This window comes from Noviherbaspirillum phoenicis (genome assembly GCF_047237965.1).
Taxonomy (GTDB): domain Bacteria; phylum Pseudomonadota; class Gammaproteobacteria; order Burkholderiales; family Burkholderiaceae_D; genus Noviherbaspirillum_A.
Genome location: NZ_JBDFLX010000005.1, coordinates 71,990 through 94,964, shown reverse-complemented (window position 1 = coordinate 94,964; position 22,975 = coordinate 71,990). Strand labels below are relative to the sequence as shown.

Genomic DNA, 22,975 nt, shown 5'->3' with positions numbered 1-22,975 from the left:
CGGCCAGGCTGTCATCCCGCCTTGATTGCCGGCAGAAGCGCCGATGCTTCGGCGCTTGCCGAGAGTTCGACCGAAGCATCGCCAACGCAGTGTCCGTTCTGCTGCGCAAACCACAAGGCAGCATAGCTCTGGCCCCTGGCCAGCAATTCGGCATGGGTGCCGCGTTCGACAATACGGCCGTGGTCCATCACCAGGATCTGGTGCGCATGGATCACCGTTGACAGGCGATGCGCAATAATCAATGTCGTTTTCTTTTGCGCCAGATCGTCCAGCGCCAGCTGGATCGCCTGCTCCGACCTGGAGTCCAGGGAGGACGTCGCTTCGTCGAAAATTAAAATTTCCGGATTCTTCAGCAAGGCACGGGCGATGGCGATGCGCTGCTTTTCTCCGCCAGACAGTTTCAGGCCGCGCTCTCCCACCATGGTTTCATAACCTTGCGGCAGGCTCATGATGAATTCATGAATATGGGCGGAACGCGTCGCCGCCTCGATGTCATGCTGACCTGCCCCCACCCTGGCATAGGCGATGTTGTGCCCGATGGTGTCATTAAAGAGCACCGTATCCTGCGGAACGATGGCGATCGCCTGTCTCAGGCTGGCTTGCGTGACCGAACGAATATTCTGCCCGTCGATCAGGATCTGTCCGGCTTCGACATCGTAAAAACGAAACAGCAATTTCGCCAGCGTCGACTTTCCTGCGCCACTATGCCCGACCACGGCAACGGTATGACCGGCCGGAATCCTGAATTCGAGATGGTGCAGGATTTTTCTTCCGCCAGGCTGATAGGAAAAATCCACCTGCCTGAAATGCACTTCGCCTTTCTGGCATTGCAGCGGAAGTGCCGAGGGCTGATCGGTAATCTCCGGCGGACTGTTCAAGATCGCGTACATTTTCTCCAGGTCGATAAAGCTTTGCTTGATTTCACGATACGTAACGCCTAGCGAACTCAGCGGCGAATACAATTGCACCAGAAATGTATTAATCAGAACCAGATCACCCAGGCTAAGGCTGCCCTGAACCACTCCATTTGCGGCGTACCAGAGGAGGAAAATCATCGCCACAACGATAATGAATTGCTGGCCGGCGCTCAGGAATTTGAACGAATGCAGGACCCGGCTTGCGGCATCTTCCTTCTTTTCCAGAATGGCATCGTAACGGTTCTTCTCATATATCTCGTTATTGAAATACTTGACCGTTTCAAAATTTACCAGGCTATCAGCCGCACATGCCGCCGCCTCCGCATCCAGCTGATTCAATTCCCGCTTGTATTGTGTACGCCAATTGGTGACAACGATGGTAAAGGCAATGTAAGCGGCCAGGCTGATTGAAATGATGACAAAAAATAAGTACGGGTAATGCCATGCAAGATAGGCAAGTACCAGGGCGATCTCGATAATGAGGGGCAATATGGTGACCAGAAGACGGCTCATCAATGTTTTAATGCCAGCCATTCCAAGACTGATTTCCCGCGTGATTCCCCCGCTGCGCCGGCTGAGATGAAAGTTCAGACTGAGGCTGTGCAAATGCTCAAAGGTTTTTGATGCGACAATACGGGCGACCGCCCTGTTGACGTGATCGAATAATGCATCACGCAGACCGGAAAGGATATTGACTGACAGGCGCAACAGGCCATACGCGCATATCAGGAAAACGGGCACGACCAGGAAGGTGGATTGAGAGGGCTTGTCGTGGAAATAATCGATAATGTGCTTGAATGTCACCGGTATCGCCAAGCCGGCCAGTTTCGCGGATACCATGCAAAGCATCGCGAGCAACACGCGCTGTTTGTGCATCCAGATATAGGGCAAGAGAGCACGAAGAATGATCCAGCCGGAATAGTGCTCGCTGCGCTTTTTCAAGAACATATTTTTGTCCTGACTTATCATGGGTAGCTTTCTCGGAATAAAGAAAGATTACCTATGCATTTAATGTAAATGTCCTCTTTCCGAATTGATATGGCGTCGTTGTAGTTCTTGGAAATAAAAAATATCCGTCTCTTCAAAAGAAGAGACGGGCACGATGTATTTGGGTTTAGCTATATTTCGAAACTGGTGAGGCGGCTTTCATCTTTTTTTGCACCCACTTCGAAAGACGCCTGATGAGTTTTTTTCTGGGGGCAGGCGGGGAGTTGAGTTGGCATGCGAGCAACCGGTCCTGCAACTCCGCCATAGTCTGGGGACGCCGCTCTGGTTCCAGGCACATACACCATTCAACCAGGCCGAGTAAATCGCTGGAATACATCTTGCCCAGGGCTCTGAGAGATTGAGGCAATTGGTCTTTCACCAAGCGTTGCTCTGCTGTCTGTGGGGCATGACCACACAGACACGCAAAAATGGTGGCGCCTATACTGTACGCATCGGTCCATGGTCCCATCAATGATTGTTGCTTTTTAACCAACTCTGGTGCAGCAAAACTTCGGGTTAATATCCAACTTAACTCTTTTGGGTTTTTCTCCGACGTGCGTCGGACCGCCCCGAAATCGAGCAAAATTGAAGTTCCGTCATGGCGCAGGTAAATATTCGCGGGCTTTAAGTCAAGATAAAGAAGTTCCTGGTCATGCAGCATGCTTATTCCATCGATCAGCTGAGAAAAAATTCTATTGATCGATCGCTCTCCAATAACCTGACGCGATCCAATCAATTGCTTTTTATAGTGACGATAGCGAAGATAAGCGTTAAAAAGTGAATCCTTATTGCGAAACATCCTGTTATCGACGCGGCGCCGGATGAACTCCTTGAGCGAAGACCCGGGTGCATAACTCATGACGATATAAAATGTGTTGTGCCCACGGAAGAAGTCGATGACACGCACGATCCCTGGATGCGTCACACACGACAAGGTACGACATTCGGAAACGAAACATCTCAAAAACTTACGAAATTCCTGGCGTTGCTCGGGCGAAATGGTAAGGTCCAATTTTTCTTGTTCGCGTAAAAGCAATTTCTGCGGCATGTATTCTTTTATTGCGACCAGTTGTTTTTTGCTGTTTTCGGCGAGATAGACGAATGAGAAACTGCCACGCGCAATAACTCTTAGAACGTTGTATCTAATCAACGCGGTATTTTCCGGTAATGGTGCATTAAGAATTCGCTTTTTTTCCATTATTCATTGCCCCGTTGCCAAGCTCATTTCAGCCTGATTCCAGCAATCCAGTATGAACCGATCGTCTTATTTTTTCTTGAGAGAAAAATTTTTGAAAACAATTCAGATACGAAATTACGGTGTCCACCTATGCGGACACCGTAATTATGTCAAGCTAATATGCTTACGGCTCCTCTGACTCACTATTATCAGCTGGTCCAGACCTCTGCATGTCGTCATCAGCTTGCAGCAGTTTTTCTTTCAGAGCTTCTTTCATACCCAACACTTTTTTAACGAATGCAGACATGGTATTACTCCCTGTAATAAAGTTTTTCACAAAGCAACTTGCTTAGTGAAAGGCTGCGAAATCAATCACAACCTTTTGCTAAGGTATCTGCCCATTAAAATGTTTCAAACAATTGTTAATCACATTTAATAATTTGCCGCAGTGCCACTACCGTAATTGCGCATTAACCTGGCACGGCGATGATTCATCAGCGATGAGCAGTGAAACCAGGAAACACGTTGTACTCATGCTTTTCAGAACGATAAATTTTAAATAACGATTGATTGAATAAATCTGTTCATTTTTTTCCAATTCTTTTCGCTCATCGATACCAATTCAACGCAATCTAATCATTCACTTCAATTTTCGCACCCGTTTTCCCAATTACCCGTTACATCACGTTTATCCAAAAAAACATCAGCGTAAATATTGAAATAATTCGCCCACTGTTTCCATTGGCAATCCGAGTCAGGGTCATTGCGCTGGGCGCGAGCGCTGAATTCAAATCGTCCAGGCCGATGAAATATCGATGGCTGCGTATTGCACCGCGCTGCGTCCGCCCTGGAATGTTTCCCTGCACGCAACGCAGGCTGATGCTGTTGCTCGCTTGTGGCCAGATGCATCCGGCTGGCGAAACGCGCATGCATGCATGTGAAGTGAGCCGAAGTCGTCTCGGGTGTGCGCGGAAGGCATCTTTGCGGTTAATGATGAAAATGAGGCAGGAAACTGGGAAAGAAGGGATGCCTTGGGATGGATCGCAGCGAGGCCAGCAACAGTACTGCAAGCTGCCGGCATGCCAGGGGGAGAGGCAAAAAAGCAGGGAGGAAAGCAGTCTGGCCAGCGTCGGCAGGCTGGCCAAAATGAAAGCGGTTCAATCCACGGGGAAGCGACTACCTGAAGCCGGCTTTTCCCGGCAGCGCGCTCACATCCTCCTGGCGCCTTGGGAGCATGTGAGCAGCGGACAGCTTGGCTACATCAGTGCTATTACAACGTCGCAGAAAGGGAAATCACAACTGATCCTCGATCAGCCCCTGTGGCAGATGCTCAAGCTGGGCCGGAGGGCTTTCCAGGGATCCGAAAGCGCTGAAGTCGTCCTGCTCATGTGCAAGCGTGTCTTGTGTCGCGGCGATTTGCGTGAAGTGGTCAAACATGGTTGCTCCTTAATGTCGGTTTACGACTTGTAGGTTACTCATGTCTGCTGCGGCGCACCATTCCGCTATATCTCTTCTGCGGGTAGGCATGCGCCGACACGTTGCAGGCAGTGGACGCAGCACGCAAGATGCATACTGCTGCACTGCAATAAACGACCCTATGCGCAAGCCATGGCGAAAAATTCGCAAGCTTGGTACGCAGCCCCCACGGATCAGTGACGACGATTTATTTCAGGCAACTTTAACCGGCGATCAAGGCCTATTGCCGCGACGCCGAATTGCAAATGCCCCAATCCGCACCCGCAAGGCCGCGCCCTGCAATCCACCCATCAGCCGAGACCCCGACACGCACGGCGCGCTTAAGCTCGCCTCCCCCGCTGCGCCGAACAAGAGAGACAAGCGACGTGCCTTTTACAGGCAGCCGGGGATGCAAACCGATGCTGCCGTCATCCCCGGCGCATGCCCGTCCTACGCCAAGACCTGAAACCCAGCCTTACGGCTTCGCGTTGAGCAGAGAAGGCTGAACGCCCTTGACACCAGCCAGGCCCAGGATGGTCAGCAGCACGTTCTGCGGGCCCGCATGCGCATTCACCGGCGCCCACCATTCATTCTTCGCGGAATGGATGCCGGAGGACGCGCCGCCGCCGCTCATCGTGATCGATGGAATGCCCAGGCTCATCGGCAGGTTGGCGTCGGTCGAGTGGGCGCTGTCGAGGGCAGGCTTCCTGCCCTGTGCCGATGCCGCGGCGAGGGCGATCTGGACAATGGGAGACGTCACCGCCATCTTGCCGGCAGGCCTGTCACCGATCAGCACGGCTTCCACCTTGATTGCGTTGCTGTTCCAGCGCTTGTTGGTTTCATCCGCGCCCTGCTGCACCGCGGCCAGGATCTGCTTTTCGATCGTCTGCAGCGCTGTCTTGTCCTCCGAACGCATGTCGACCAGCATCGATGCCGCGCCCGAGATGGTGTTGACCGACTGGCCGCCTTCGATCACGCCCACATTGAACGTGACCTTCGGATCGGTGGGAACGCGCAGCTCGTCGATATGGGCGACTGCCCTTCCCAGCGCATGGATCGCCGAAGGCAGGCCGAAGGCTTCGTAGCTGTGGCCGCCGGGTCCCTTGAAATTGAACTTGTAGCGCCGGCTGCCGGTTGCCAGGTAAGTCACCGGCTCGCCTTCGTCGCCGCCCAGGGTGGGCTCCAGGCCGACGAAGGCCTTGATCTCCTTGTGCTGGGCAAAGAGATGCTTGACGCCCTTCAGGTCGCCCAGCCCCTCTTCGCCGACGTTGCCGCAAAAAATGATGTCGCCTTCCGGCTGGATATTGGCCGCCTTCATCGCTTCGGCGATGGTCAGGATCGCCGCCAGCGAGCGGGCGTTGTCGGCGATGCCAGGTGCGTACAACCGTCCGTCTTTCTCCGACAGCGTGAGATCGGTGGCCATCGGATAGACCGTATCGAGGTGGGCCGCCAGCATCACCGTCGGGCCGCTGCCGCTGCCTTTCAAGGTTCCCATCACATTGCCCGCTTCGTCGATATGCACCTGCTCCAGGCCCAGGGCCTTCAGGCGTGCAGCGAAGTCGGCGGCGCGCTTGCCTTCTTCAAAGGTCGGCGCGGGAATCGCATTAATGGCCTTGGTGTTGGCTACTGTTTTCGACTCGTTCTGTTCGATGAAGTCGAGTGCCTGCCTGACCGAAGGCTGCTTGGCAAGCTGGCTCATCGGCGCATTGATGGCCGGCGCAAGCGGCGGAGCGGCCTCGGCGGACATCGCGAGGGGCGCGGCCGAGATGCCGATGAAGAGAGGAAGTAGACGAAGGCTGGAATGCATTGAGTGGTTCCCGTTCAGTATGTTGGTAAGCGCGTCAGTCAAGCGCAGCCACGCCAGTCACGCCAGGCGTGCGATGTGAACTGCTGCACATCGACCGTCAATGCCTGCGGCGCGGCCTGCCGATTGTACGGGCCGGCATGCACGGCCGGCCGGCTTACGCGGCCGTGACGAGGATTCGGTCAAAACCATCGGCAGGCCGCGGTGGATGGCATTGTTCACCGGCTTTTGCATCGACCGACCCGGATGCGATTGCGCCCCTGGGCACGAAGATGTCGTTTCATTCCAGCACCTCGAACTCCTCGAAGCTGGTCTCGGCCAGCGTCGGCACGCCCGGCATTGCAACCATGCGCTTCGCCGAACTCACGGCCAGCGCACAAAGCTTGTATGGGCGTGGTTTTTCCGGCGTTTCGGCCTTCCCGGTGTCTGCTTCCCTGTGCCACGCTCCGGATAGCGGATGCGACATCACGATGGCCGGCATCGGCGGTTGCCATCACATTCAAGAGTTGATCCGTCTGAAGGGGTATTTACCGTTTAGCAGCAGGTTAACTATGGGCCGGAAACCGCAGTCCTGGACTGATGAGAAAGCCTTAAATCTTCGCAATTCTTTATTGCCGTTTCAACGCTGCCCACCGGCTTATACAATTTTTCAACAGTCTGATCCCGATCGCGCGCGCCGAATGGCACCTTCCACCTCGCCACCAATGCGTAATCTGCTTCAAGGTTGACACCAAATCCGCTTAATACGGACGCATCTATTTTGGTTCTTCCTTCGAGATCCTCGAGTATCCATGCATTTGCTAATTGTGTGCACGGGACATGTCTGAGCGCTTCTTCCATCACCGATTTGCTTCCCGGGTAGCCGCCCACGAACCAGGCAAGACCCAAGCCTTTCGCGCCTATGGAAAACAATGTACCGGGCGAGGTGCCCGTCAGGTCGATGACAGCTTGACCCGGCGGCAACATCGCCGTCTGCAAGGCAGACTTCATTTTCTTCAAAAAGACGTTCTGGAACGGATTAAAGAAAAGAACCGACTGACTGGTCCCGATCTGAATTGGACTGGTAGCTGCTCTTAATGCAAGGGCCTGGCGATAGGGATGTTCCGCGGCCATTACAAGCAGAAATAATGAATAAGCACCCGTGGCGACAATGTAGGGGAACAGGAACATCCGCCCGATTACCCTGTCTTTTAATAACGGCGATATAAAAAGGAGGCCTGACACAACCCAGAAAATTCCGGCAGAACTGGCTTGAAAAAAATAATCATTATTCGTGCCGAAAGCGTATATGTGAGGCAGAAGAAGAAGGAAAACGGCGAGGAGTAAGCGATTTCGGCCGATCTCGGACACCAGCTGGTATCGATTGCTGGCAGCTAGAAGCACGGCGCCAAAGAATAGCGACACCAGAAGCATAGCCTGAACATATGCGCCCTTATAATCTTTCCCGAGCAATGAAATTTCCAGGAAAATAGCCAAAATCAACATGACGCCAAACAATAATGAAAAGAAAACAGGGTGTTTTTTCAAATCCCTTACCCATGCCAGAAAAAGCAAGAAAACAGCACCGCTGATAACGATTTTAAGATATGAACTTTTTGGGAAGGAAACCAGCCTGGATAGGGTCTCAGTCGGGCTATATCCGCTGTTTTGAAGCGATGCCAATTTCAAGCTCAAGGCGATTCTGTCGGCAAAGTTAAAAATCGAGCCATCTATCCATACTGCCGCCATCCCGATTAAAGCAAGCGCCGTCGATAGCATGACAGCGATGCCATACGGTCCGGTTTTTCTGGTGACAAGCAATAGAAAAAGTATTATCGGAGCCAAAATAACTGCTGAAGAGAACTTTGCCAGAAACAACAGGCTACCGCCTGCAGAAATGGCCAACCACCCTGCCAGAGAGAACCGGCGTGCTTCCCGGAGGCACAGGACGACGCCAGACGCGATGATCAGCAAGCTTCCCAATGCCATGCTGTTATAACTGGGAGAAGAAATCCATTTGCCATGGAAGGAAACGATGAGCAAGGAGGAAGCCGACAGCGATGCAGTCATTGCACATACTGACTTGCGGCCGTAGGCGCGCAGGTCGAAGAAACAATGAAACAGTAAAGCAACGAACAAAAAGGAAAGGATATAAGTACTTATTATATTAAACGCTCTTAGCCAGGCAACATTCCCACCGAGCAGACGGAATATGGGGTTGTAAAAATAACCGAACTGAGATGACGAGGCGATGTAAGCCCGGGGATCTGAAATGGAAGCGAGATAAAATCCTTCATCCGAGAAATCAATTCCCTTGTTTGTTAGCCACAAAGAATAGGAAATCGCGGATAGAACGATAAGAAAAATACAGGAATTGAACAGGAAATCAAATTTTTGCCAGTCCGCATTCCCCGGTCGCACTTCTGGGCTAGTTTTCACTTAATCCCCCCGGCCGCTGTTTCAGCTGATTAAACAAGATGATGACTGGGACGAAAGCATATCACTCAATCGTTGCATTTTTAATGCACCCGTTTTAAAAATAGCAATGCCTGATCGGGTCGACATAACTTTCAGTGCTGCGGCATCTTGCCATGGGAATGAAACGGTATCCGGCAGCATCGTCCTTCGGTCAAAATCCCAGGACGTTCGGGCCCTTACCGCATTCGCTGTTAATTGAAAAACGGCGGCAGGGTTCATCATTTACTTTGGCGGAACCTCAAGGTTCTTTTCCGAAGCTTTCTGGCACACCCAATTCGTGTACGCTTTCAAGGGACTTATCAGCAAGTGTTTGATTTCTCAGGGCATTCACAAAATTCGGTGCGCGTCCCGGCATAGTTCAAACGACGTGGGGCATCATTAACGTTGGCAGAAATGCGCGATGGATCTGTTTCAGAGTTGAAAATACCGTCGAAGACAGGGCCGTAACGGCTCTTAAAACGCCATGATTCCGGCTCCTGATCGCCGCCAGCGCCGATATCAAGTCGGTCCCGAGCCATGGTTTAGCGTTTTCCTTCTCCGAAAGAAGTTTTCAATTGGCATGGTGGACCGCATTTTCGCAGAAAAACAATGACTTTGTTGCTTCTTTATTATTGATAATTGTCAGTTTGGAATTGCTAAATGTTGCACAAATGATTACAGTGAATGACCACTTTTTCCTCATTTCAATAATTTCCTTCATCACTCCTCCCGATTAGCTTTTTGGCATTAATTAATGGAAATGTATTCCACTGGATCAAACAAGCCAGCGCTGAGCATTGTCAGCACGATGTATCGGTCACGGCAATTTCTTGACCAGTTTCTTGAACAATGCCTTCAATCAGTCCGCGACATAGGCTGCACGGAATTTGAAATTGTTCTCGTGAATGATGGGTCGCCGGACGACTCGCTGGCTTATGCCCTTTCAAGGAAGCATGACATTCCGGAAATCGTTGTCGTTGATTTATCTCGTAATTTCGGACATCACTACGCGATGCAGGCAGGCTTGCGGCACGCGCGCGGGGAACACATCCTGCTGATCGATTGCGACCTCGAAGTGTCGCCCCTGGTGCTACGGGAATTCAAGGAAAGGATGGAGCAAACCGGCTGTGATATGGTCTACGGCTACCAGGAAATGCGTAAGGGCGGCATGTTCGAGCGGGCCAGCGGGGGCTTCTTCTACAAGGCTTTCAATTCACTCAGTGATATCAAGATTCCGGAAAACATCGCTACCGAGCGACTGATGACCAGACGCTATGTCGACGCGTTGATGCAGTTGGGAGATCACAATCTGTTCATGGCCGGGATGATGAGCTGGGTTGGTTTCGACCAGATAGGCATGCCCGTCAAGAAGAGACAGCGGGAGGGGAAAAGCAGTTATACCTTTCTCAGGCGGCTGCATCTCATGGTGAACGCCATCAGTTCCTTTTCTGCAATGCCTCTGATATGGATGTTCAACATCGGTATGTGCATCACAGCAGTCAGCTTTGGATACCTGTTCTATCTGTTTTTTCGGAAAATCGTCTTTAACGACGCCATGATCGGCTTCACGTCAATGATGGCAGTCATGACGCTGAGCCTGGGCATCCTGACCACAGGACTGGGAATCATTGGCATCTACATTGGGAAGGTATTCAAGCAGGTGCAGAACCGCCCGACCTACATCGTCAAGGACATTTATCGCTAGTGCGTTACGCTGACCAGCATGGCCGGGCGAGGACGTTATGTGAAGGAAAGGGAACAGCATGCAGGTACTGGTTTACGGATCCCGTGAGTTCGCACAGACAGTAGCGGAACTGATTGTCGACTGCGGCCATGAAGTCGCAGGCTTTATTGATGATTTCTCGCATGGGCCGCACATCCTTGGAACGCTGGACCAGGTGCGGCGCAGCCACCCGCCCGCCCAATATGGCATCGCCATCGCGATTGGCTATAACAATCTGCCAGCCCGCTGGGAGAGCTGGCAGCGGGTACGCGCGCTGGGTTACCAGGCGCCTGCCCTCATTCATCCACGCGCCTATGTCGCCAGGTCCGCCAGTGTCGGCGAGGGCAGCTTTCTGATGGCCGGCAGCCTCGTGGACGTGCGCGCCAGGCTCGGCGAGCTTGTGGTGGTGTGGCCCGGGGCCGCTATCAGCCACGACTGCATGATTGGCCACAACAGCTTTATTTCGCCCAATGCAACGCTGTGTGGCTACGTCACGCTGGGGAACCATTGCTTCGTTGGCGCCGGGGCGGCGGTCGTTGACCATTGCGAGGTACCGCCGCTGACGCGCATCAAAATGCAGTCAAGTTACCTGAAGGCTCAGGCATGAAGAAAGTGGTTGTTCTGCAGTCCAATTACATTCCCTGGAAAGGCTACTTTGATCTGATCCACGATGCGGATTGTTTCGTGTTCTACGATGACGTGCAGTACACGAAAAACGACTGGCGTAACCGCAACAGGATCATCATGCCAGGCGGCCCCAAATGGCTCACCATCCCGACTGGCATCGATGCCCATCGGCTCATCTGCGAAGTTGAATTGCCGGACGCTTCCTGGCAGGCAAGACACTGGGAAACCATCCGGCAGTCTTACCGCCGGGCGCCGTACTTCAAGCACTACCGGCCATTTTTCGAGGACATCTACCTGGGACGCGAATGGCGTACGCTGTCGGAACTGAACCAGCACATGATCAGGCAGATCACTCACGATCTTCTCGGCATTGAGACCCGATTTGATGATTCGCGGAATTACACGCTCACGGGTCGGCGTATGGACCGGCTGCTGGATCTGGTGACCCAGTGCGGCGCCAGTCATTACATCTCCGGACCCGCCGCGAAAGACTATATCGACCCCAGGCGCTTTGATGCAGCCGGCGTGCAGTTAACCTGGAAAGATTACGCCGGCTATCCACCCTATCCGCAAGGCCATTTGCCGTTCGAACATGGTGTTTCCATCATCGATCTGCTCTTCAATGTGGGGCCAGCAGCGCCGGACTTTATTTGGGGATGGCGCAATTGACTGGCTTGCCAATAAAAAACACAGTCGTGCAGGCCATGCGTTTTGCAGTCGTTGGCATAGCCTCGAATGCACTCGGCTTCTGCTGGTACCTGCTTCTGACATGGCTTGGAATGGGGCCCAAAACGGCGATGTCCTTGCTTTATCTGATCGGCACGCTGCAGACCTTTGTCTTCAACAAGCGGTGGTCTTTTCAGTACCACGGCACCGACAAGATGGTTCTGGTGCGCTATCTGGCGACATATGGCTTCGGATATGCGCTGAATTTGGTGATGCTGATCATCCTCGTTGACTATGCGAATTTGCCACACCTGATCGTGCAGGCCACGATGATCGTCGCGGTTGCAGGCCTTACGTTCATTCTCCAGAAATTCTGGGTATTTGCCCCTTCCAATGCTCCCTTGAAAAATTCTCATTATGACCGTTCCATTTAACAAGCCATACATGACAGGCAAGGAACTCTGGTTCATTGCCCAAGCCCATGCGAATGGCCACCTGGCGGGCGACGGTAATTTCACCAAACAATGCGCAGGCTGGCTGGAAAAGCGAACCGGCTCCGCGAAAGTGCTCCTTACGCACTCCTGCACCGCTGCACTGGAAATGGCCGCCATACTCGCCAATATCGGGCCCGGCGACGAAGTCATCATGCCGTCATACACCTTCGTTTCCACCGCCAATGCATTCGCCCTGCGCGGGGGAACCCCTGTATTCGTCGACATCCGGCCTGACACGCTCAATATCGACGAGAGCAGAATCGAGGCAGCCATCACGGCACGCACCAAGGCGATCGTGCCAGTCCATTACGCCGGCGTGGGCTGCGAAATGGACACCATTATGGACATCGCTCGCCGTCACAATCTGCTGGTAATCGAAGATGCGGCGCAGGGTGTCATGGCCAGCTATAAAGGACGCCCGCTTGGCAGCATTGGGCACCTGGCAGCATTCTCCTTTCACGAAACCAAGAACATCATTTCCGGTGAAGGAGGCGCATTGCTGGTTAACGACCCGCGCTTCATAGAACGGGCCGAAATCATCCGCGAGAAGGGAACCAATCGCAGCCAGTTTTTCCGCGGCCAGGTTGACAAATATACCTGGGCAGATTGTGGCTCGTCCTATTTGCCCGGCGAACTCATTTCCGCTTTTCTGTGGGCGCAGATGGAAGAAGCCGACTCCATCACCGATCGCCGCCTTGCAATCTGGCATAAGTACCATGCGGCATTCGAATCTCTCGAAACGGCAGGCAAATTGCGTCGGCCGGTAGTCCCTTCTGATGTCGCCCATAATGCGCACATGTATTACCTGTTGCTACCCAGTCTGGACGAGCGCACGCGGTTTATCGCCGGCCTGAAGGAGGTTGGCATATCGACCGTCTTTCATTATGTGCCGCTGCATTCTTCTCCCTATGGCAGTGCCATCTCGAAAACCCACGGCGACATGACGAATACCGACGACCTCAGCAATCGGCTGGTGCGCCTCCCTCTTTGGTTAGGCTTGGAATCCGCCCAGGACGATGTGGTTTCGGCTGTGCATACGCAGCTTGGTACGCTGTAAAAGCCGGTTTTTCAGGCTGAGCCAAAAAATGAGGGATGATCCGGCGTTCGGATAGCGGCGCAAGTGTCCATCCTGTCTTTCATCATTTTGGCATCCCGGATGCACGGCACAATAACCCGCGTGCGGCCACCCTTCCCAAAAATGTCTGGTGACAATTCCGACCTTGCAAAACCACTGGTTCGCCACGCATGGCGAACCGGACCTGGAGTACGGAATTACTTCATTTGGCAGGGTCGAAAAACCAGAAATCGATGAAATCTTCCCCCGCTATCTCACGGCGCTGGGCGATTAAAGTCAATTCCCCTTTTGCATCGCGACTAGACAAATCGAATCGGTGCCATTTGACGGAGGCGTCTCTCAATTCGCTTTCCAACAAGGCCTTGTCCCCAATGAATGCAGTATAACGGAAAGGTGAAAATATCTTCGGCTCAAAGGGAAATGGAAATTTGGCACCGCTTGCAAAGAACGCAATGCTCTTTTGGGACGGCCCAAGCGGCACGGAAATAGCGCCGCAGCTGACACCCTTGGGCAAGATTACCCGCACCCGCTTATACGACGTCTCTATCCGAACCGATCGGGAATCGCAAAAGGAATTTGAGACTATCCTTGCATGCCTGCCCGGCATTGCCGTTGCAGGGTAAAACGATTTCAAACCCAATACCACTATCCCAAATATTGCACAAAGAAGGAAAAGCGCTGCCGCGATATTGGTGGTTTTAACGCCAGATGACCGGGAAACTCCGGCGCTTTGCTTGGCCTTTTCGGGAAATAAGGCGACAGCAGCCAGGATCGAAAGTGCAGGAGCGATAAGTACACTGTAGCGCGGCTGTACCTCGCCGAGACCCAGAATCATCAGTGTAAAAACGCTCAACCAGACCATCGCTACCAGTGCAGGGCCATGTAGTTTGCTCCTGATTAACGCAAAAAAACTCAGCGCAATATAGAACGTCACTGCTGCCGTCATCCAGGGAAGTGCACCAGGAACAGGAGGGACTGTACTTTTTGGAACTGTCAGTACAGTGTCCGCATTGGGACCGAATTGGGAAGACGAGAAATAGTGGTATCCGGTTCCAGAGAAAAATATCTCTGCTTTTTTATACAAATAAAACGGAAACTGATCAAATCCCCACGCCAGCTCCAGTAGCGCCTTGCTCCAACCGACAATACTTCTCGACTCGGGCGGTACGGCTAGCCAGAAGTGCTCAGACCATTGATAGTTTATGGAAAAATCCTGTACCGTTGAAAAATCAATAGCGGATAAGTACTTTATGAACTGGACAGGCTCGACGGGAAAAGATGGCGTGAGCAGACCTGAAATCGCGTTAAGGATGAAATACAGCCCGAGAACGGCAACGCTTCTGACGGCTATTGTGCGATTCCATTTTTCCAGCAAGCTGAAGCAAGTCATTAATATAATGGTGGCCATCAATACCAGACCCACTGTCCGCAACTGGTTAGCGGCAAACATGACGAAAGGCAGCGTGGCTATTATTAATGCGCTACAGGATTTTTTTTGAAGCTGAGGAACCAACAGGAAAAAAGCGGCAATGAAAAATATTGCTGCATTATCTGATGTGATTAATGTAGTGGTGAACCACCATTCTGGATACAGCGCCAGAAATAATGTGGCGACTATGGCCACTCGGGGACCGAAATAATAGCGTAGGCCAAAAAACCATATCACTATCGTAGCAACATGGAAGCTGGCGTTGTAGAGCTTGAACGCAGTGTAGTTTGGACCTGCGAATATTCCGAACGGAATGGAATATAGTAGCGATCGAGACCAGTAAATCAGATTGGCATGCAGATAGTTGGACTGACAGGATGCCATCCAGTCCAAAACGCTGTCATGCTTCTCAATGCCGCAACGAAAATAGACCCCGAAGTCACTCGGCTGAATGGAATCGTATTTCAGCGCCCAGACGTAGTTGAGGAGACAAAGAAAAGCGATGACCGCGACGCCGGTTATATCGGCCCTGTGGTCTTTCACCTTTAACGGATCAGACTGATTTCTCCTCGCATAGATAAGCACTACCGCGGCAAATGCTATCGTGATATATGCTATGGGCCTTGATTCAGCATTTCTCATCAGAGCAGCAAGCATGCCCAGAACAAGAACAAATGCTGACCATCCCCTGAAAATGGATTCTAAAAGCGTGGTGGGATACAAACAGGCAGGAAATAAAGCACTTTTCTTCATTTCCGTATTTTATCAGGCATCAATTGCCGGTCCGCCCGGCAATTGATACTCCCTCCCGGTCCTGTCGCCTCAAACAAGGTACTTTCCCACTGATCCGTTCTCTGGCATCGAGTTGCTGGCATCCGCCCGCAGCGCGGTGACGCCGCCGCTGCCGGATCGCCAAGCCGCGCCAGTACAATATTTGAGCATTGATGCGCGACCCGGCTGAACCTGTTTTCTCCGAACGTCCTTGAAGGCCAGATTGGCGGGCATGCCCTCAATCAACCGTGATGTGATTGCTCTTCACCAGCCCCGCCCAGCGCGTCATTTCCGACTGCACGAACTTGCCGAATTCCTCCGGCGTGCTGCCGACCGGGTCCAGGCCCAGGCCCTGCAGCTTCTGGCGGGTGGCCGGGTCTTTCACCGCCGCCTGCACTTCCTTCGCCAGCCGCGCCACCACGTCATTGGGCGTGCCTTTGGGCACGAAGAAGCCGTTCCATTCCAGCACCTCGAAATCCTTGAAGCCGCTTTCGGCCAGCGTCGGCACGTCCGGCATCGCCGCCATCCGCTTGGCCGAAGTCACCGCCAGCGCGCGCAGCTTGCCCGACTTCACATAGCTCATGCCGGACGCGGCATTGGAAAAATAGGAATCGACCTGGCCGCCCATCAGGTCGGTCAGCGCCGGCGCGCCGCCCTTGTAGGGCACATGCAGCAGGTCGATGCCGGCGCGGGCCTTGAGCAGTTCGCCGATCAGGTGGGCCGCGCTGCCGGCGCCATAGGAGGCATAGGTCAGCTTGCCAGGGTTCTTGCGGGCATAGTCGACGAATTCCTGCACGGTCTTGTAAGGCGCGTTCGGCGGCACCACGAAGATGTTGGGCACCGTCACCGCCAGCGATACTGGCACCAGGTCCTTCGCCGGGTCAAACGCCATCTTGCGCAGCGCCGGGTTGACCGCGAAGGCGGAGGCGTCGTACAGAACGGTGTAGCCGTCCGGCTCGGCCTGCGCCACGGCCTGGGCGCCGATCATGCCGCTGCCGCCGGGACGGTTGTCTATCACCACCGTCTGGCCCATCGCGGTGGAGAGCCGGGTGGCGAGGATGCGGGCGGCATTGTCGGCGCCGCCGCCCGGCGAGTACGGCACCACCAGCCGCACCGGTTTGGATGGGTAGGACTGGGGCTGGGCCAGCGCCACGGCCGGCGCGCAGGCCAGGACCAGCACGGCGACCAGTTTCTTGAATTTCGACATGGTTTTCTCCTCGGATGACAGCTTGTTCAGACGGTGGCGATGGGGTTCACGGGCGAACCTACCGCGCCGGGCAGATACAGCGGCGGCGCGGTCAGCAAAAAGGCATGGCGGCCGCGCTGGCGCAGCCAGGCTGCCAGTTCGGACAGGTACCACATCTCGCCCAGCGGCAGGCCCAGCTTGAACAGGCAATGCTCGTGCAGCGGCAGCAGCGCGCCGCCGCGCTCGTCCGGCAGCGCCTGGCGGCGTTCCTCCACCGCGTAGTTGTCGGCGGCGATGGCGGCGATGCCGGAGGCGCTGATCCAGTCCAGCAGCGCTTGGTCGGTGCCGTCGAGCACGGCGCAGGCATGGCGCAGCGCCTGGTGGTCGTCGCCCGGGCCCAGCTTCAGCGCCATGTCGGCCAGGCCGGTATGCAGGCACAGGATGTCGCCGCTGCGCACCGTCACGCCGTCGCTTTCGAGGATGCGCATCAGCTCGTCATGGCCCACCGCGCGCCGCGCGGTGCCGACATGCCGGTGCAGGTCGACCAGCACGCCCCTGCCCTGCACGCCATGGCGCGCCGGCGGCGCGACCGACAGCGCCTTTGCCCCGGTGTAGGCCCCGGCATCGTCGCCGGCCGCGATGGCGCCGATCGAAAAGCCGTTATAGCCGACCGGCTCGGCAATGCCGTCGCCGTCGGCGTCGAACAGGTGGCAGACATGGGCCAGCGCGTCCCACTGCGTGGAGTACTGCGGCGACAGGGTCACGCTGTCGTCGCTGATCACGTCGGTGGCGCCGGGGATGTTCTGCCCCAGCGCATAGCTGAAGTACGGCGCGCCATTGTGTTGGGCCGGCTGCAGCAGCGGCGGCCGCCGGCGCGGGTTCAGCGCCGGCTGGCGCGGCACGTCGAGCGGCAGGCTGAGCGAGAACGACAGTCCTTCGCACACCTCGCGCACGGCCGCCAGTCGCTGCGCCTGGCCGATCAGGTTGAGCCTGCCGAGCTGGTCGTCCGGCCCGAAGTCGCCCCAGTTCGAGCCTGGCGGCCTGTGTTTCCAGCGCTTGCCCGTCATGGCCTTACTCCGCGCTGATCTGCTTTTCCTGGGCGATGGTGCGCCACTTGTCGAGCTCGCGCTTCACATAGGCGGCGAACTGCGCGGCCGTCACGCCCGTGCCCGGCTCGGCGCCTTCCTGGGCAAAGCGCTCGCGCATCTCGGGCGTGTCGATGATGGCGCCGATTTCCTGGTTCAGCCGCTCCACCACCGGGGCCGGGGTGCCGGCCGGCGCGAAGATGCCCCACCAGATCTCGACCTCGTAACCGGGTACGGTCTGGCTCAGCGTCGGCACGCCCGGCACCAGCGCGGACGGCTTGGGCGAGGTCACCGCCAGCACCCGCACCTTGCCGCTCTTCATCTGGCTCGTGGCCGAGGCCGGCGAGGCCACCATCATCTGCACCTGGCCGGCAATCATGTCGGTCAGGGCGGCCGCGGCGCCCTTGTACGGCACATGGATCATGTCGACCTTGGCCATCGAGTTGAGCATCTCGGCCGACATCTGGTTGATCGAGCCGATGCCGGCGGATGCGTAGTTGATCTGGCCCTTGCGGGCGCGGGCGTCGGCGATCAGTTCGGCCGCGGTCTTGTAGGGCGTCTGCGCACCCACCGTCAGCAGCATCGGGCCGGTAGCCACCAGCGACACCGGCGCGAAACCCTTGATCGGATCATAGGGCAAATTTTTCTGCACCGCCGCCGAGGTAGTGAAGGTGGAGGACGTCAGCATCAGCACCGAGCCGTCTGCCGGGGCGCGGGCCACGAAGCTGCTGCCGATCACGCTGCCGGCGCCCGGCTTGTTGTCGACGATCACATTGGCGCCGATGCGCGGCCCGAGCTTCTGCGCGATCACGCGGGCGAAGGCATCGTTGCTGGCGCCGGGGCCGAACGGCACCACCAACGTAATGGTCTTGGGCAGCGCCACCGGCGCGGCGGCCAGCACGGGCGCTGAGGCCAGGCAGGCGATGCCGGCAACCAGGCTGGCGAGGAAGGTTCTGCGGGGATGGGTCATGGTGTCTCCTTTTGTTTGTCGTGTGGTGCGGCGCTTCTCATTGACCGAGTACGCCAAGCGCCTGCAGGCGTTCGATGTCCTCGCGGCTGTAGCCATGCTGCTCGAGTATGGCGACGGAATGCTGGCCCGGCAGCGGCGCGGCGAAGGCTGTAGGGCCGGGCGTGTCGCTGAAGGTGATCGGCTTGTTCAGGCCGCGGTAGCTGCCCACCAGCGGATGCGGCAAGGTGGCCACCATATCTTCGGCCAGCACCTGCGGATGGTCGAACATGTCCTCGATGCTGCGCACCGCGGCGCACGGCACCCGCTCTCCGAAGACCTCTTCCCATTCCAGCGCCGAGCGCGCCGCCAGCGCTTGGCGCAGGCGCGGCACGATCTCGCCGGCCGCTTCGGCGCGCTTGCGCACGGTGTCGTAGCGCGGATCGGACGCCAGTTCGGGCATGCCGGCCAGCTCGCACAGGTCGCGCCAGAAATGCGGCGTGTTGGCCGAGAGGTAGAGGCTGCCTTCCCTGGTCGGATGGATGCCGGTGACGCCGCCGGAGCGCATGTCGCGCGACACGTCGCGCTCCTCGCCCTCGGCCCAGATGAAGCGCGCCGACTGCATCGCCAGCGCGCTGCGCAACAGCGACACGCCCACATGCTGGCCGCGCCCGGTGCGCTCGCGGCACAGCAGCGCCGACGACACGCCGAAGGCCAGCATCGAGGCGGCATAGTAGTCGACGATGGAGCCGTAGGCGATTTCCGGCGCCTCGGCCGACTTGCCCTGCAGCGCGCAGATGCCGGTCATGGCCTGCAGCACCTGATCGTAGCCGGCCTTGTCCTTCAGCGGGCCGGTCTCGCCGTAGCCAGTGACGGCGCAGTACACCAGGCGCGGATTGACTTGCTTCAACTGCTCCCAGGCGATGCCAAGCCGGGCCGGCACGGAGGGCCGGAAGTTATGCACCAGCACATCGGCCTGCAGCACCAGCGTCTTCAGCGCGGCCAGGCCCTCAGCCTTTTTCAGGTCCAGCACCAAGCCGCGCTTGCTGCGGTTCACGCCGAGAAAGGCTCGGCTTTCCTGGGCCAGCGTGGACGGGTACTTGTGCAGCGTATCGCCGGCCGGCGACTCGATCTTGATCACCTCGGCGCCCAGATCGGCCAGGAGGGTGCAGCCGTAGGGACCGGCGATATAGCTGGACAGGTCCAGCACGCGTATGCCCGACAGCGGGCCGGCCATGTCCGCGCCGGGCGCGTTGGATGTGTTGGACGCGTTTGACTGATTCATCATGCTTGTCTCCTTCCGGTTCAAAGCGCGGCGGCGGGCAGGAGGCCGAGCTGGCGCGCCATCGCGACGATGGACTGGGCGCGCAGCGCGAACGGGATGTCGATCATCCGGCCGTCCACCAGCAGTGCGCCGGTGCCTTCCCTTTGCGCCGTCTCCCATGCATCGGCCACCCGCACGGCGCGGGCGATCTCGTCGTCGCTTGGGCGGAAGCTCTCGTTGGCCAGCGCCACCTGGCTGGGATGGATGCAGGTCTTGCCCATGAATCCCAGGCGCCGCGCCTGCGCCGCCTCGGCGCGATAGCCTTCCGGGTCGCGCACATTGGCATAGGCGGAATCGAGCGCCGGCAGGCCGGCCTCGCCCGCGGCCAGCCGCACGGCGAGCTGCAGCTGCTGGATCGCCGCCGGATTGTCGCGGGCGATGCCGAGCGGCTCCAGCAGGTCGGCAAAGCCCAGCTGCAGGCCGACCACGCGCGCATCGGCGCAGGCGATCTCGGCCGCCAGCCGCAGGCCGCGCGGCGACTCGATGTTGGCCAGGATGCCGATAGTCCTGGCGCAGCCGTGCGCTTCTTCCCAGCGCGCCAGTGCCTGCGCGGTGCGCCGCACGTCGTCCGCCGATTCGGCCTTGGGCAGGTTGATCACGTCCACCGCCGGCCAGGCGCAGGCTTCGATGTCGCGCTCGAAATGCGGCGTTTGCAGGCCGTTGATGCGCACGATGATGGTCTTGCCATGGCCGCTGGCTTGGTCGGAGCGCAGGAAGCGGCAGAGCGCCTCGCGCGCCTCGTCCTTCCTCTCTTCCAGCACGGCGTCTTCGAGGTCGATGGAAATGGCGTCGGTGTCGCCGGCCAGCGCCTTGGCGAACAGTTCCGGGCGGGCTCCGGGAACGAACAGCTTGCTGCGGATCAGCGGCAGCGGCTGCGGATGGGTCATGAAGGTCTCCTGCTCTTGTGGTCGGCTTGCCGGACGCGCGGCGTGCGCATCGTGGCCGTGGCCGCCACTATAGCCCCGGCCAGGTCCATGAAAAACTATACAATCCTACTTTCAAAAGATAGTTTTCCTATTGTCTTCATGGATACCCGATTTCTGGAAAGCCTGGTCGCGGTGGTGGAACAGGGTTCGATCGCCGAGGCGGCGCGGCGCCTGAACCTGACGCCGGCGGCGATCACCCAGCGCATCCAGGCGCTGGAGCGGGAACTGGGCACGGCGCTGCTGATGCGCTCGGGCCGCACGGTGCGGCCGACCGAGGCCGGCGCCCGCATGGTCGAGCGCGGCCGCGGCCTGCTGATGGAAGTGCGCGACCTGAAGGCGCATGCGGTCGATACCGGCACGGCCGGGGAATTGCGGCTGGGCGCGGTCGCCACTGCACTAAACGGCATGCTGCCCGACATCCTGGCGGCGCTGGCGCGCAGCTATCCGCGCCTGACGGTGCACATGGTGCCCGGCACTTCCGACTTCCTGCTCTCGCAGGTGCAGTCCGGCGTGCTGGACGCGGCCCTCATCGTCGAGCCGGACTGCGGCCTGGCCAAGACCTGCGGCTGGCGGGTGCTGCGGGAGGAGCCGCTGGTGGTGCTGGCGCCGCGCTCGATGGCGGGCGAGGATGCCCATGCGCTGCTGCGCGAGGCGCCCTACATTCGCTATGACCGCAACACCTATGGCGGCCGGATCGCCGACCGCTACCTGCGCGCCCATGACATCCTGCCCACGGTGCGCTTCGAACTGACCTCGCTGTCGGCCATTGCGCTGCTGGTGGACCGGGGCCTGGGCGTGGCGCTGGTGCCGGACTGGCCGCCGCCGTGGCCGGAAGGCCTGTCGCTGAAGAAGCTGCCGATCGCCGATGCGTCCTGCGTGAGAAGGCTGGGCCTGTTGTGGTACAAGGCCTCGGCCCGGCTGCGGCTGGTCAATGCGCTGCTCGAGCAGGCGGCGCGGCCGGCCGGGCCTGGTTGAGGGTGGCGCCGGACGCCTTCACCAGTGCGGCCAGTCCCGCATGAACCCTGAAAGACACCACGATGTCCAGAAATGAAAACGCCTGGCTGAACTGCTTCAGCCAGGCGCCAGACACCAACCGCATCGCAGAATGCTAATACTTCGCCGAAGTGAACCGCCTCGACGTCGACATTACCCGCAGTTGATTGTCGACCCCGGTCACGCCCTGCACCGCCGCCGCCACCTGCTGCGCCGCACCGCGTTCGGCATCGCTGATCACGATCCCCTGCAGGCTGACCTGCCCGCCATGCGACTCGATGGTCACCTTCGTGTCGCGGGTGGCTTCGTTGTCCTTGAAGGCGGCACGGATGCGCGCCGTCAGGGTCATGTCGGCCAGCATCGCGCGGGATGCCTCGGTTTCCTGGAACTCCGGACGGCGGGTCAGCTGCGTGATCAGTTCCACGCAACTGGCCACCGAGACCCGGTCGGTGTTGAGCACCAGGTCGTACAGCAGCGGATCGCCCCAGGTCACGCCGAACTGCTGGTGCATGCGCGCGGCATGGGCTTCGTCGCTGCGGCGGATTTCATCCTCGGCGAAGCCGCGGTCGTCGGTGCCGAGGTTTTCCATCAGCCAATCCACCCGCTTCTCGAACGAGCGCGTGATGCGCACGCCCACCACATGCGGCACCGGCCGCAGCATGCAGGTGGCGCCCCAGCCGCGCAGCACGATGTTGCCCCGGTTGGCCAGCTCGAACACCTCCTCGGCCGAATAGACCGCGATCTTCTGCCGGTCGGCGGTGAGGCGTTCGACGATGCCGGCCTTGCCTTCGCGAAGACGGCGGATCACGCTTTTCGGCATGTTCATCTTTTCCGAAAGGCGCTCCACCACTTCATGGCGCATGGTGTCGAGCTTCAGGGAGTCGGCCAGCTGCATGCCGACATCCTTGGCCAGCGACCCCATTTCCTGCGTGATTGCGATCACAGGCATGGCAG

The 22,975-nt window shown here is 57.4% G+C and carries 22 protein-coding genes; 6 read left to right on the top strand and 16 right to left on the bottom strand.

Annotated elements, in window-relative coordinates; all coding sequences use genetic code 11:
* Positions 1–11 precede the first annotated feature (11 nt).
* From ABC383_RS26000 to ABC383_RS25960, 9 genes are all read right to left on the bottom strand, one after another.
* Entirely contained in the window at positions 12–1,886 is a 1,875-nt protein-coding gene (locus ABC383_RS26000; protein WP_413018631.1) for an ABCB family ABC transporter ATP-binding protein/permease, read from the bottom strand.
* 145 nt (positions 1,887–2,031) lie between these two features.
* Complete coding sequence (locus tag ABC383_RS25995; protein WP_413018629.1) at positions 2,032–3,102, bottom strand: serine/threonine protein kinase; 1,071 nt, start codon at positions 3,100–3,102, stop codon at positions 2,032–2,034.
* Between the two features lie 163 nt (positions 3,103–3,265).
* Complete coding sequence (locus ABC383_RS25990) at positions 3,266–3,388, bottom strand: hypothetical protein (RefSeq protein ID WP_413018628.1); 123 nt, start codon at positions 3,386–3,388, stop codon at positions 3,266–3,268.
* Positions 3,389–4,374: 986 nt separating this feature from the next.
* Entirely contained in the window at positions 4,375–4,518 is a 144-nt protein-coding gene (locus tag ABC383_RS25985; protein ID WP_413018627.1) for a hypothetical protein, read from the bottom strand.
* 493 nt (positions 4,519–5,011) lie between these two features.
* A complete protein-coding gene (locus ABC383_RS25980; RefSeq protein ID WP_413018625.1) occupies positions 5,012–6,343 on the bottom strand; it encodes a M20/M25/M40 family metallo-hydrolase in 1,332 nt (443 codons plus the stop codon).
* Positions 6,344–6,620: 277 nt separating this feature from the next.
* Positions 6,621–6,821: a hypothetical protein gene (locus ABC383_RS25975; protein ID WP_413018623.1), complete on the bottom strand. Its 201-nt coding sequence runs from the start codon at positions 6,819–6,821 to the stop codon at positions 6,621–6,623.
* A 68-nt stretch (positions 6,822–6,889) separates the two neighbouring features.
* Positions 6,890–8,758, bottom strand: coding sequence for a hypothetical protein (locus ABC383_RS25970; protein WP_413018621.1), 1,869 nt, complete (start codon positions 8,756–8,758; stop codon positions 6,890–6,892).
* Positions 8,759–8,779: 21 nt separating this feature from the next.
* Positions 8,780–9,019 carry a hypothetical protein gene (locus tag ABC383_RS25965; RefSeq protein ID WP_413018619.1) on the bottom strand — a complete coding sequence of 80 codons (240 nt, stop codon included), beginning with the start codon at positions 9,017–9,019 and terminating at the stop codon, positions 8,780–8,782.
* Between the two features lie 77 nt (positions 9,020–9,096).
* Positions 9,097–9,315, bottom strand: coding sequence for a hypothetical protein (locus ABC383_RS25960; RefSeq protein ID WP_413018618.1), 219 nt, complete (start codon positions 9,313–9,315; stop codon positions 9,097–9,099).
* 215 nt (positions 9,316–9,530) lie between these two features.
* Between ABC383_RS25960 and ABC383_RS25955 the strand changes: the two genes are divergently transcribed.
* The 5 genes from ABC383_RS25955 to rffA are packed head-to-tail and all read left to right on the top strand — an operon-like array spanning position 9,531 to position 13,343.
* The gene (locus tag ABC383_RS25955; protein WP_413018616.1) at positions 9,531–10,481 is read left to right on the top strand and encodes a glycosyltransferase family 2 protein; all 951 of its coding nucleotides are present in this window, start codon (positions 9,531–9,533) and stop codon (positions 10,479–10,481) included.
* Between the two features lie 58 nt (positions 10,482–10,539).
* Positions 10,540–11,106: a PglD-related sugar-binding protein gene (locus ABC383_RS25950; protein ID WP_413018614.1), complete on the top strand. Its 567-nt coding sequence runs from the start codon at positions 10,540–10,542 to the stop codon at positions 11,104–11,106.
* Positions 11,103–11,795: a WbqC family protein gene (locus ABC383_RS25945; RefSeq protein ID WP_413018613.1), complete on the top strand. Its 693-nt coding sequence runs from the start codon at positions 11,103–11,105 to the stop codon at positions 11,793–11,795. The genes ABC383_RS25950 and ABC383_RS25945 overlap by 4 nt, the downstream gene beginning before the upstream one ends.
* Positions 11,783–12,226, top strand: coding sequence for a GtrA family protein (locus ABC383_RS25940; RefSeq protein ID WP_413018611.1), 444 nt, complete (start codon positions 11,783–11,785; stop codon positions 12,224–12,226). The genes ABC383_RS25945 and ABC383_RS25940 overlap by 13 nt, the downstream gene beginning before the upstream one ends.
* Before the next feature lie 10 nt (positions 12,227–12,236).
* Positions 12,237–13,343, top strand: a complete 1,107-nt coding sequence (rffA, locus tag ABC383_RS25935; RefSeq protein WP_413018609.1) for a dTDP-4-amino-4,6-dideoxygalactose transaminase — start codon at positions 12,237–12,239, stop codon at positions 13,341–13,343.
* Between the two features lie 220 nt (positions 13,344–13,563).
* Here the strand turns inward: rffA and ABC383_RS25930 are convergent, their stop codons facing one another.
* The 6 genes from ABC383_RS25930 to ABC383_RS25905 form a co-directional block, all read right to left on the bottom strand.
* Positions 13,564–15,543, bottom strand: coding sequence for a hypothetical protein (locus ABC383_RS25930; RefSeq protein ID WP_413018607.1), 1,980 nt, complete (start codon positions 15,541–15,543; stop codon positions 13,564–13,566).
* A gap of 256 nt (positions 15,544–15,799) precedes the next feature.
* Entirely contained in the window at positions 15,800–16,768 is a 969-nt protein-coding gene (locus tag ABC383_RS25925) for a Bug family tripartite tricarboxylate transporter substrate binding protein (RefSeq protein WP_413018605.1), read from the bottom strand.
* Positions 16,769–16,794: 26 nt separating this feature from the next.
* Complete coding sequence (locus tag ABC383_RS25920; protein WP_413018603.1) at positions 16,795–17,814, bottom strand: cyclase family protein; 1,020 nt, start codon at positions 17,812–17,814, stop codon at positions 16,795–16,797.
* Positions 17,815–17,818: 4 nt separating this feature from the next.
* A complete protein-coding gene (locus ABC383_RS25915; RefSeq protein WP_413018601.1) occupies positions 17,819–18,802 on the bottom strand; it encodes a tripartite tricarboxylate transporter substrate binding protein in 984 nt (327 codons plus the stop codon).
* A gap of 37 nt (positions 18,803–18,839) precedes the next feature.
* Positions 18,840–20,066, bottom strand: coding sequence for a CaiB/BaiF CoA transferase family protein (locus tag ABC383_RS25910; protein WP_413018599.1), 1,227 nt, complete (start codon positions 20,064–20,066; stop codon positions 18,840–18,842).
* Between the two features lie 17 nt (positions 20,067–20,083).
* A complete protein-coding gene (locus ABC383_RS25905) occupies positions 20,084–20,962 on the bottom strand; it encodes an HpcH/HpaI aldolase/citrate lyase family protein (protein ID WP_413019322.1) in 879 nt (292 codons plus the stop codon).
* A 165-nt stretch (positions 20,963–21,127) separates the two neighbouring features.
* Here ABC383_RS25905 and ABC383_RS25900 point away from each other — a divergent pair, with 165 nt between their 5' ends.
* A complete protein-coding gene (locus ABC383_RS25900) occupies positions 21,128–22,003 on the top strand; it encodes a LysR family transcriptional regulator (RefSeq protein WP_413018597.1) in 876 nt (291 codons plus the stop codon).
* Between the two features lie 133 nt (positions 22,004–22,136).
* Here the strand turns inward: ABC383_RS25900 and ABC383_RS25895 are convergent, their stop codons facing one another.
* A complete protein-coding gene (locus ABC383_RS25895; protein ID WP_413018596.1) occupies positions 22,137–22,970 on the bottom strand; it encodes a cytidylate kinase family protein in 834 nt (277 codons plus the stop codon).
* Positions 22,971–22,975 lie beyond the last annotated feature (5 nt).

Coding starts and splice junctions, on each gene's coding strand:
- ABC383_RS26000 (WP_413018631.1), bottom strand. CDS start 1,886: ATGATAAGTCAGGACAAAAATATGTTCTTGAAAAAGCGCAGCGAGCAC.
- ABC383_RS25995 (WP_413018629.1), bottom strand. CDS start 3,102: ATGGAAAAAAAGCGAATTCTTAATGCACCATTACCGGAAAATACCGCG.
- ABC383_RS25990 (WP_413018628.1), bottom strand. CDS start 3,388: ATGTCTGCATTCGTTAAAAAAGTGTTGGGTATGAAAGAAGCTCTGAAA.
- ABC383_RS25985 (WP_413018627.1), bottom strand. CDS start 4,518: ATGTTTGACCACTTCACGCAAATCGCCGCGACACAAGACACGCTTGCA.
- ABC383_RS25980 (WP_413018625.1), bottom strand. CDS start 6,343: ATGCATTCCAGCCTTCGTCTACTTCCTCTCTTCATCGGCATCTCGGCC.
- ABC383_RS25975 (WP_413018623.1), bottom strand. CDS start 6,821: ATGCCGGCCATCGTGATGTCGCATCCGCTATCCGGAGCGTGGCACAGG.
- ABC383_RS25965 (WP_413018619.1), bottom strand. CDS start 9,019: ATGATGAACCCTGCCGCCGTTTTTCAATTAACAGCGAATGCGGTAAGG.
- ABC383_RS25960 (WP_413018618.1), bottom strand. CDS start 9,315: ATGGCTCGGGACCGACTTGATATCGGCGCTGGCGGCGATCAGGAGCCG.
- ABC383_RS25955 (WP_413018616.1), top strand. CDS start 9,531: ATGGAAATGTATTCCACTGGATCAAACAAGCCAGCGCTGAGCATTGTC.
- ABC383_RS25950 (WP_413018614.1), top strand. CDS start 10,540: ATGCAGGTACTGGTTTACGGATCCCGTGAGTTCGCACAGACAGTAGCG.
- ABC383_RS25945 (WP_413018613.1), top strand. CDS start 11,103: ATGAAGAAAGTGGTTGTTCTGCAGTCCAATTACATTCCCTGGAAAGGC.
- ABC383_RS25940 (WP_413018611.1), top strand. CDS start 11,783: ATGGCGCAATTGACTGGCTTGCCAATAAAAAACACAGTCGTGCAGGCC.
- rffA (WP_413018609.1), top strand. CDS start 12,237: ATGACAGGCAAGGAACTCTGGTTCATTGCCCAAGCCCATGCGAATGGC.
- ABC383_RS25930 (WP_413018607.1), bottom strand. CDS start 15,543: ATGAAGAAAAGTGCTTTATTTCCTGCCTGTTTGTATCCCACCACGCTT.
- ABC383_RS25925 (WP_413018605.1), bottom strand. CDS start 16,768: ATGTCGAAATTCAAGAAACTGGTCGCCGTGCTGGTCCTGGCCTGCGCG.
- ABC383_RS25920 (WP_413018603.1), bottom strand. CDS start 17,814: ATGACGGGCAAGCGCTGGAAACACAGGCCGCCAGGCTCGAACTGGGGC.
- ABC383_RS25915 (WP_413018601.1), bottom strand. CDS start 18,802: ATGACCCATCCCCGCAGAACCTTCCTCGCCAGCCTGGTTGCCGGCATC.
- ABC383_RS25910 (WP_413018599.1), bottom strand. CDS start 20,066: ATGATGAATCAGTCAAACGCGTCCAACACATCCAACGCGCCCGGCGCG.
- ABC383_RS25900 (WP_413018597.1), top strand. CDS start 21,128: ATGGATACCCGATTTCTGGAAAGCCTGGTCGCGGTGGTGGAACAGGGT.
- ABC383_RS25895 (WP_413018596.1), bottom strand. CDS start 22,970: ATGCCTGTGATCGCAATCACGCAGGAAATGGGGTCGCTGGCCAAGGAT.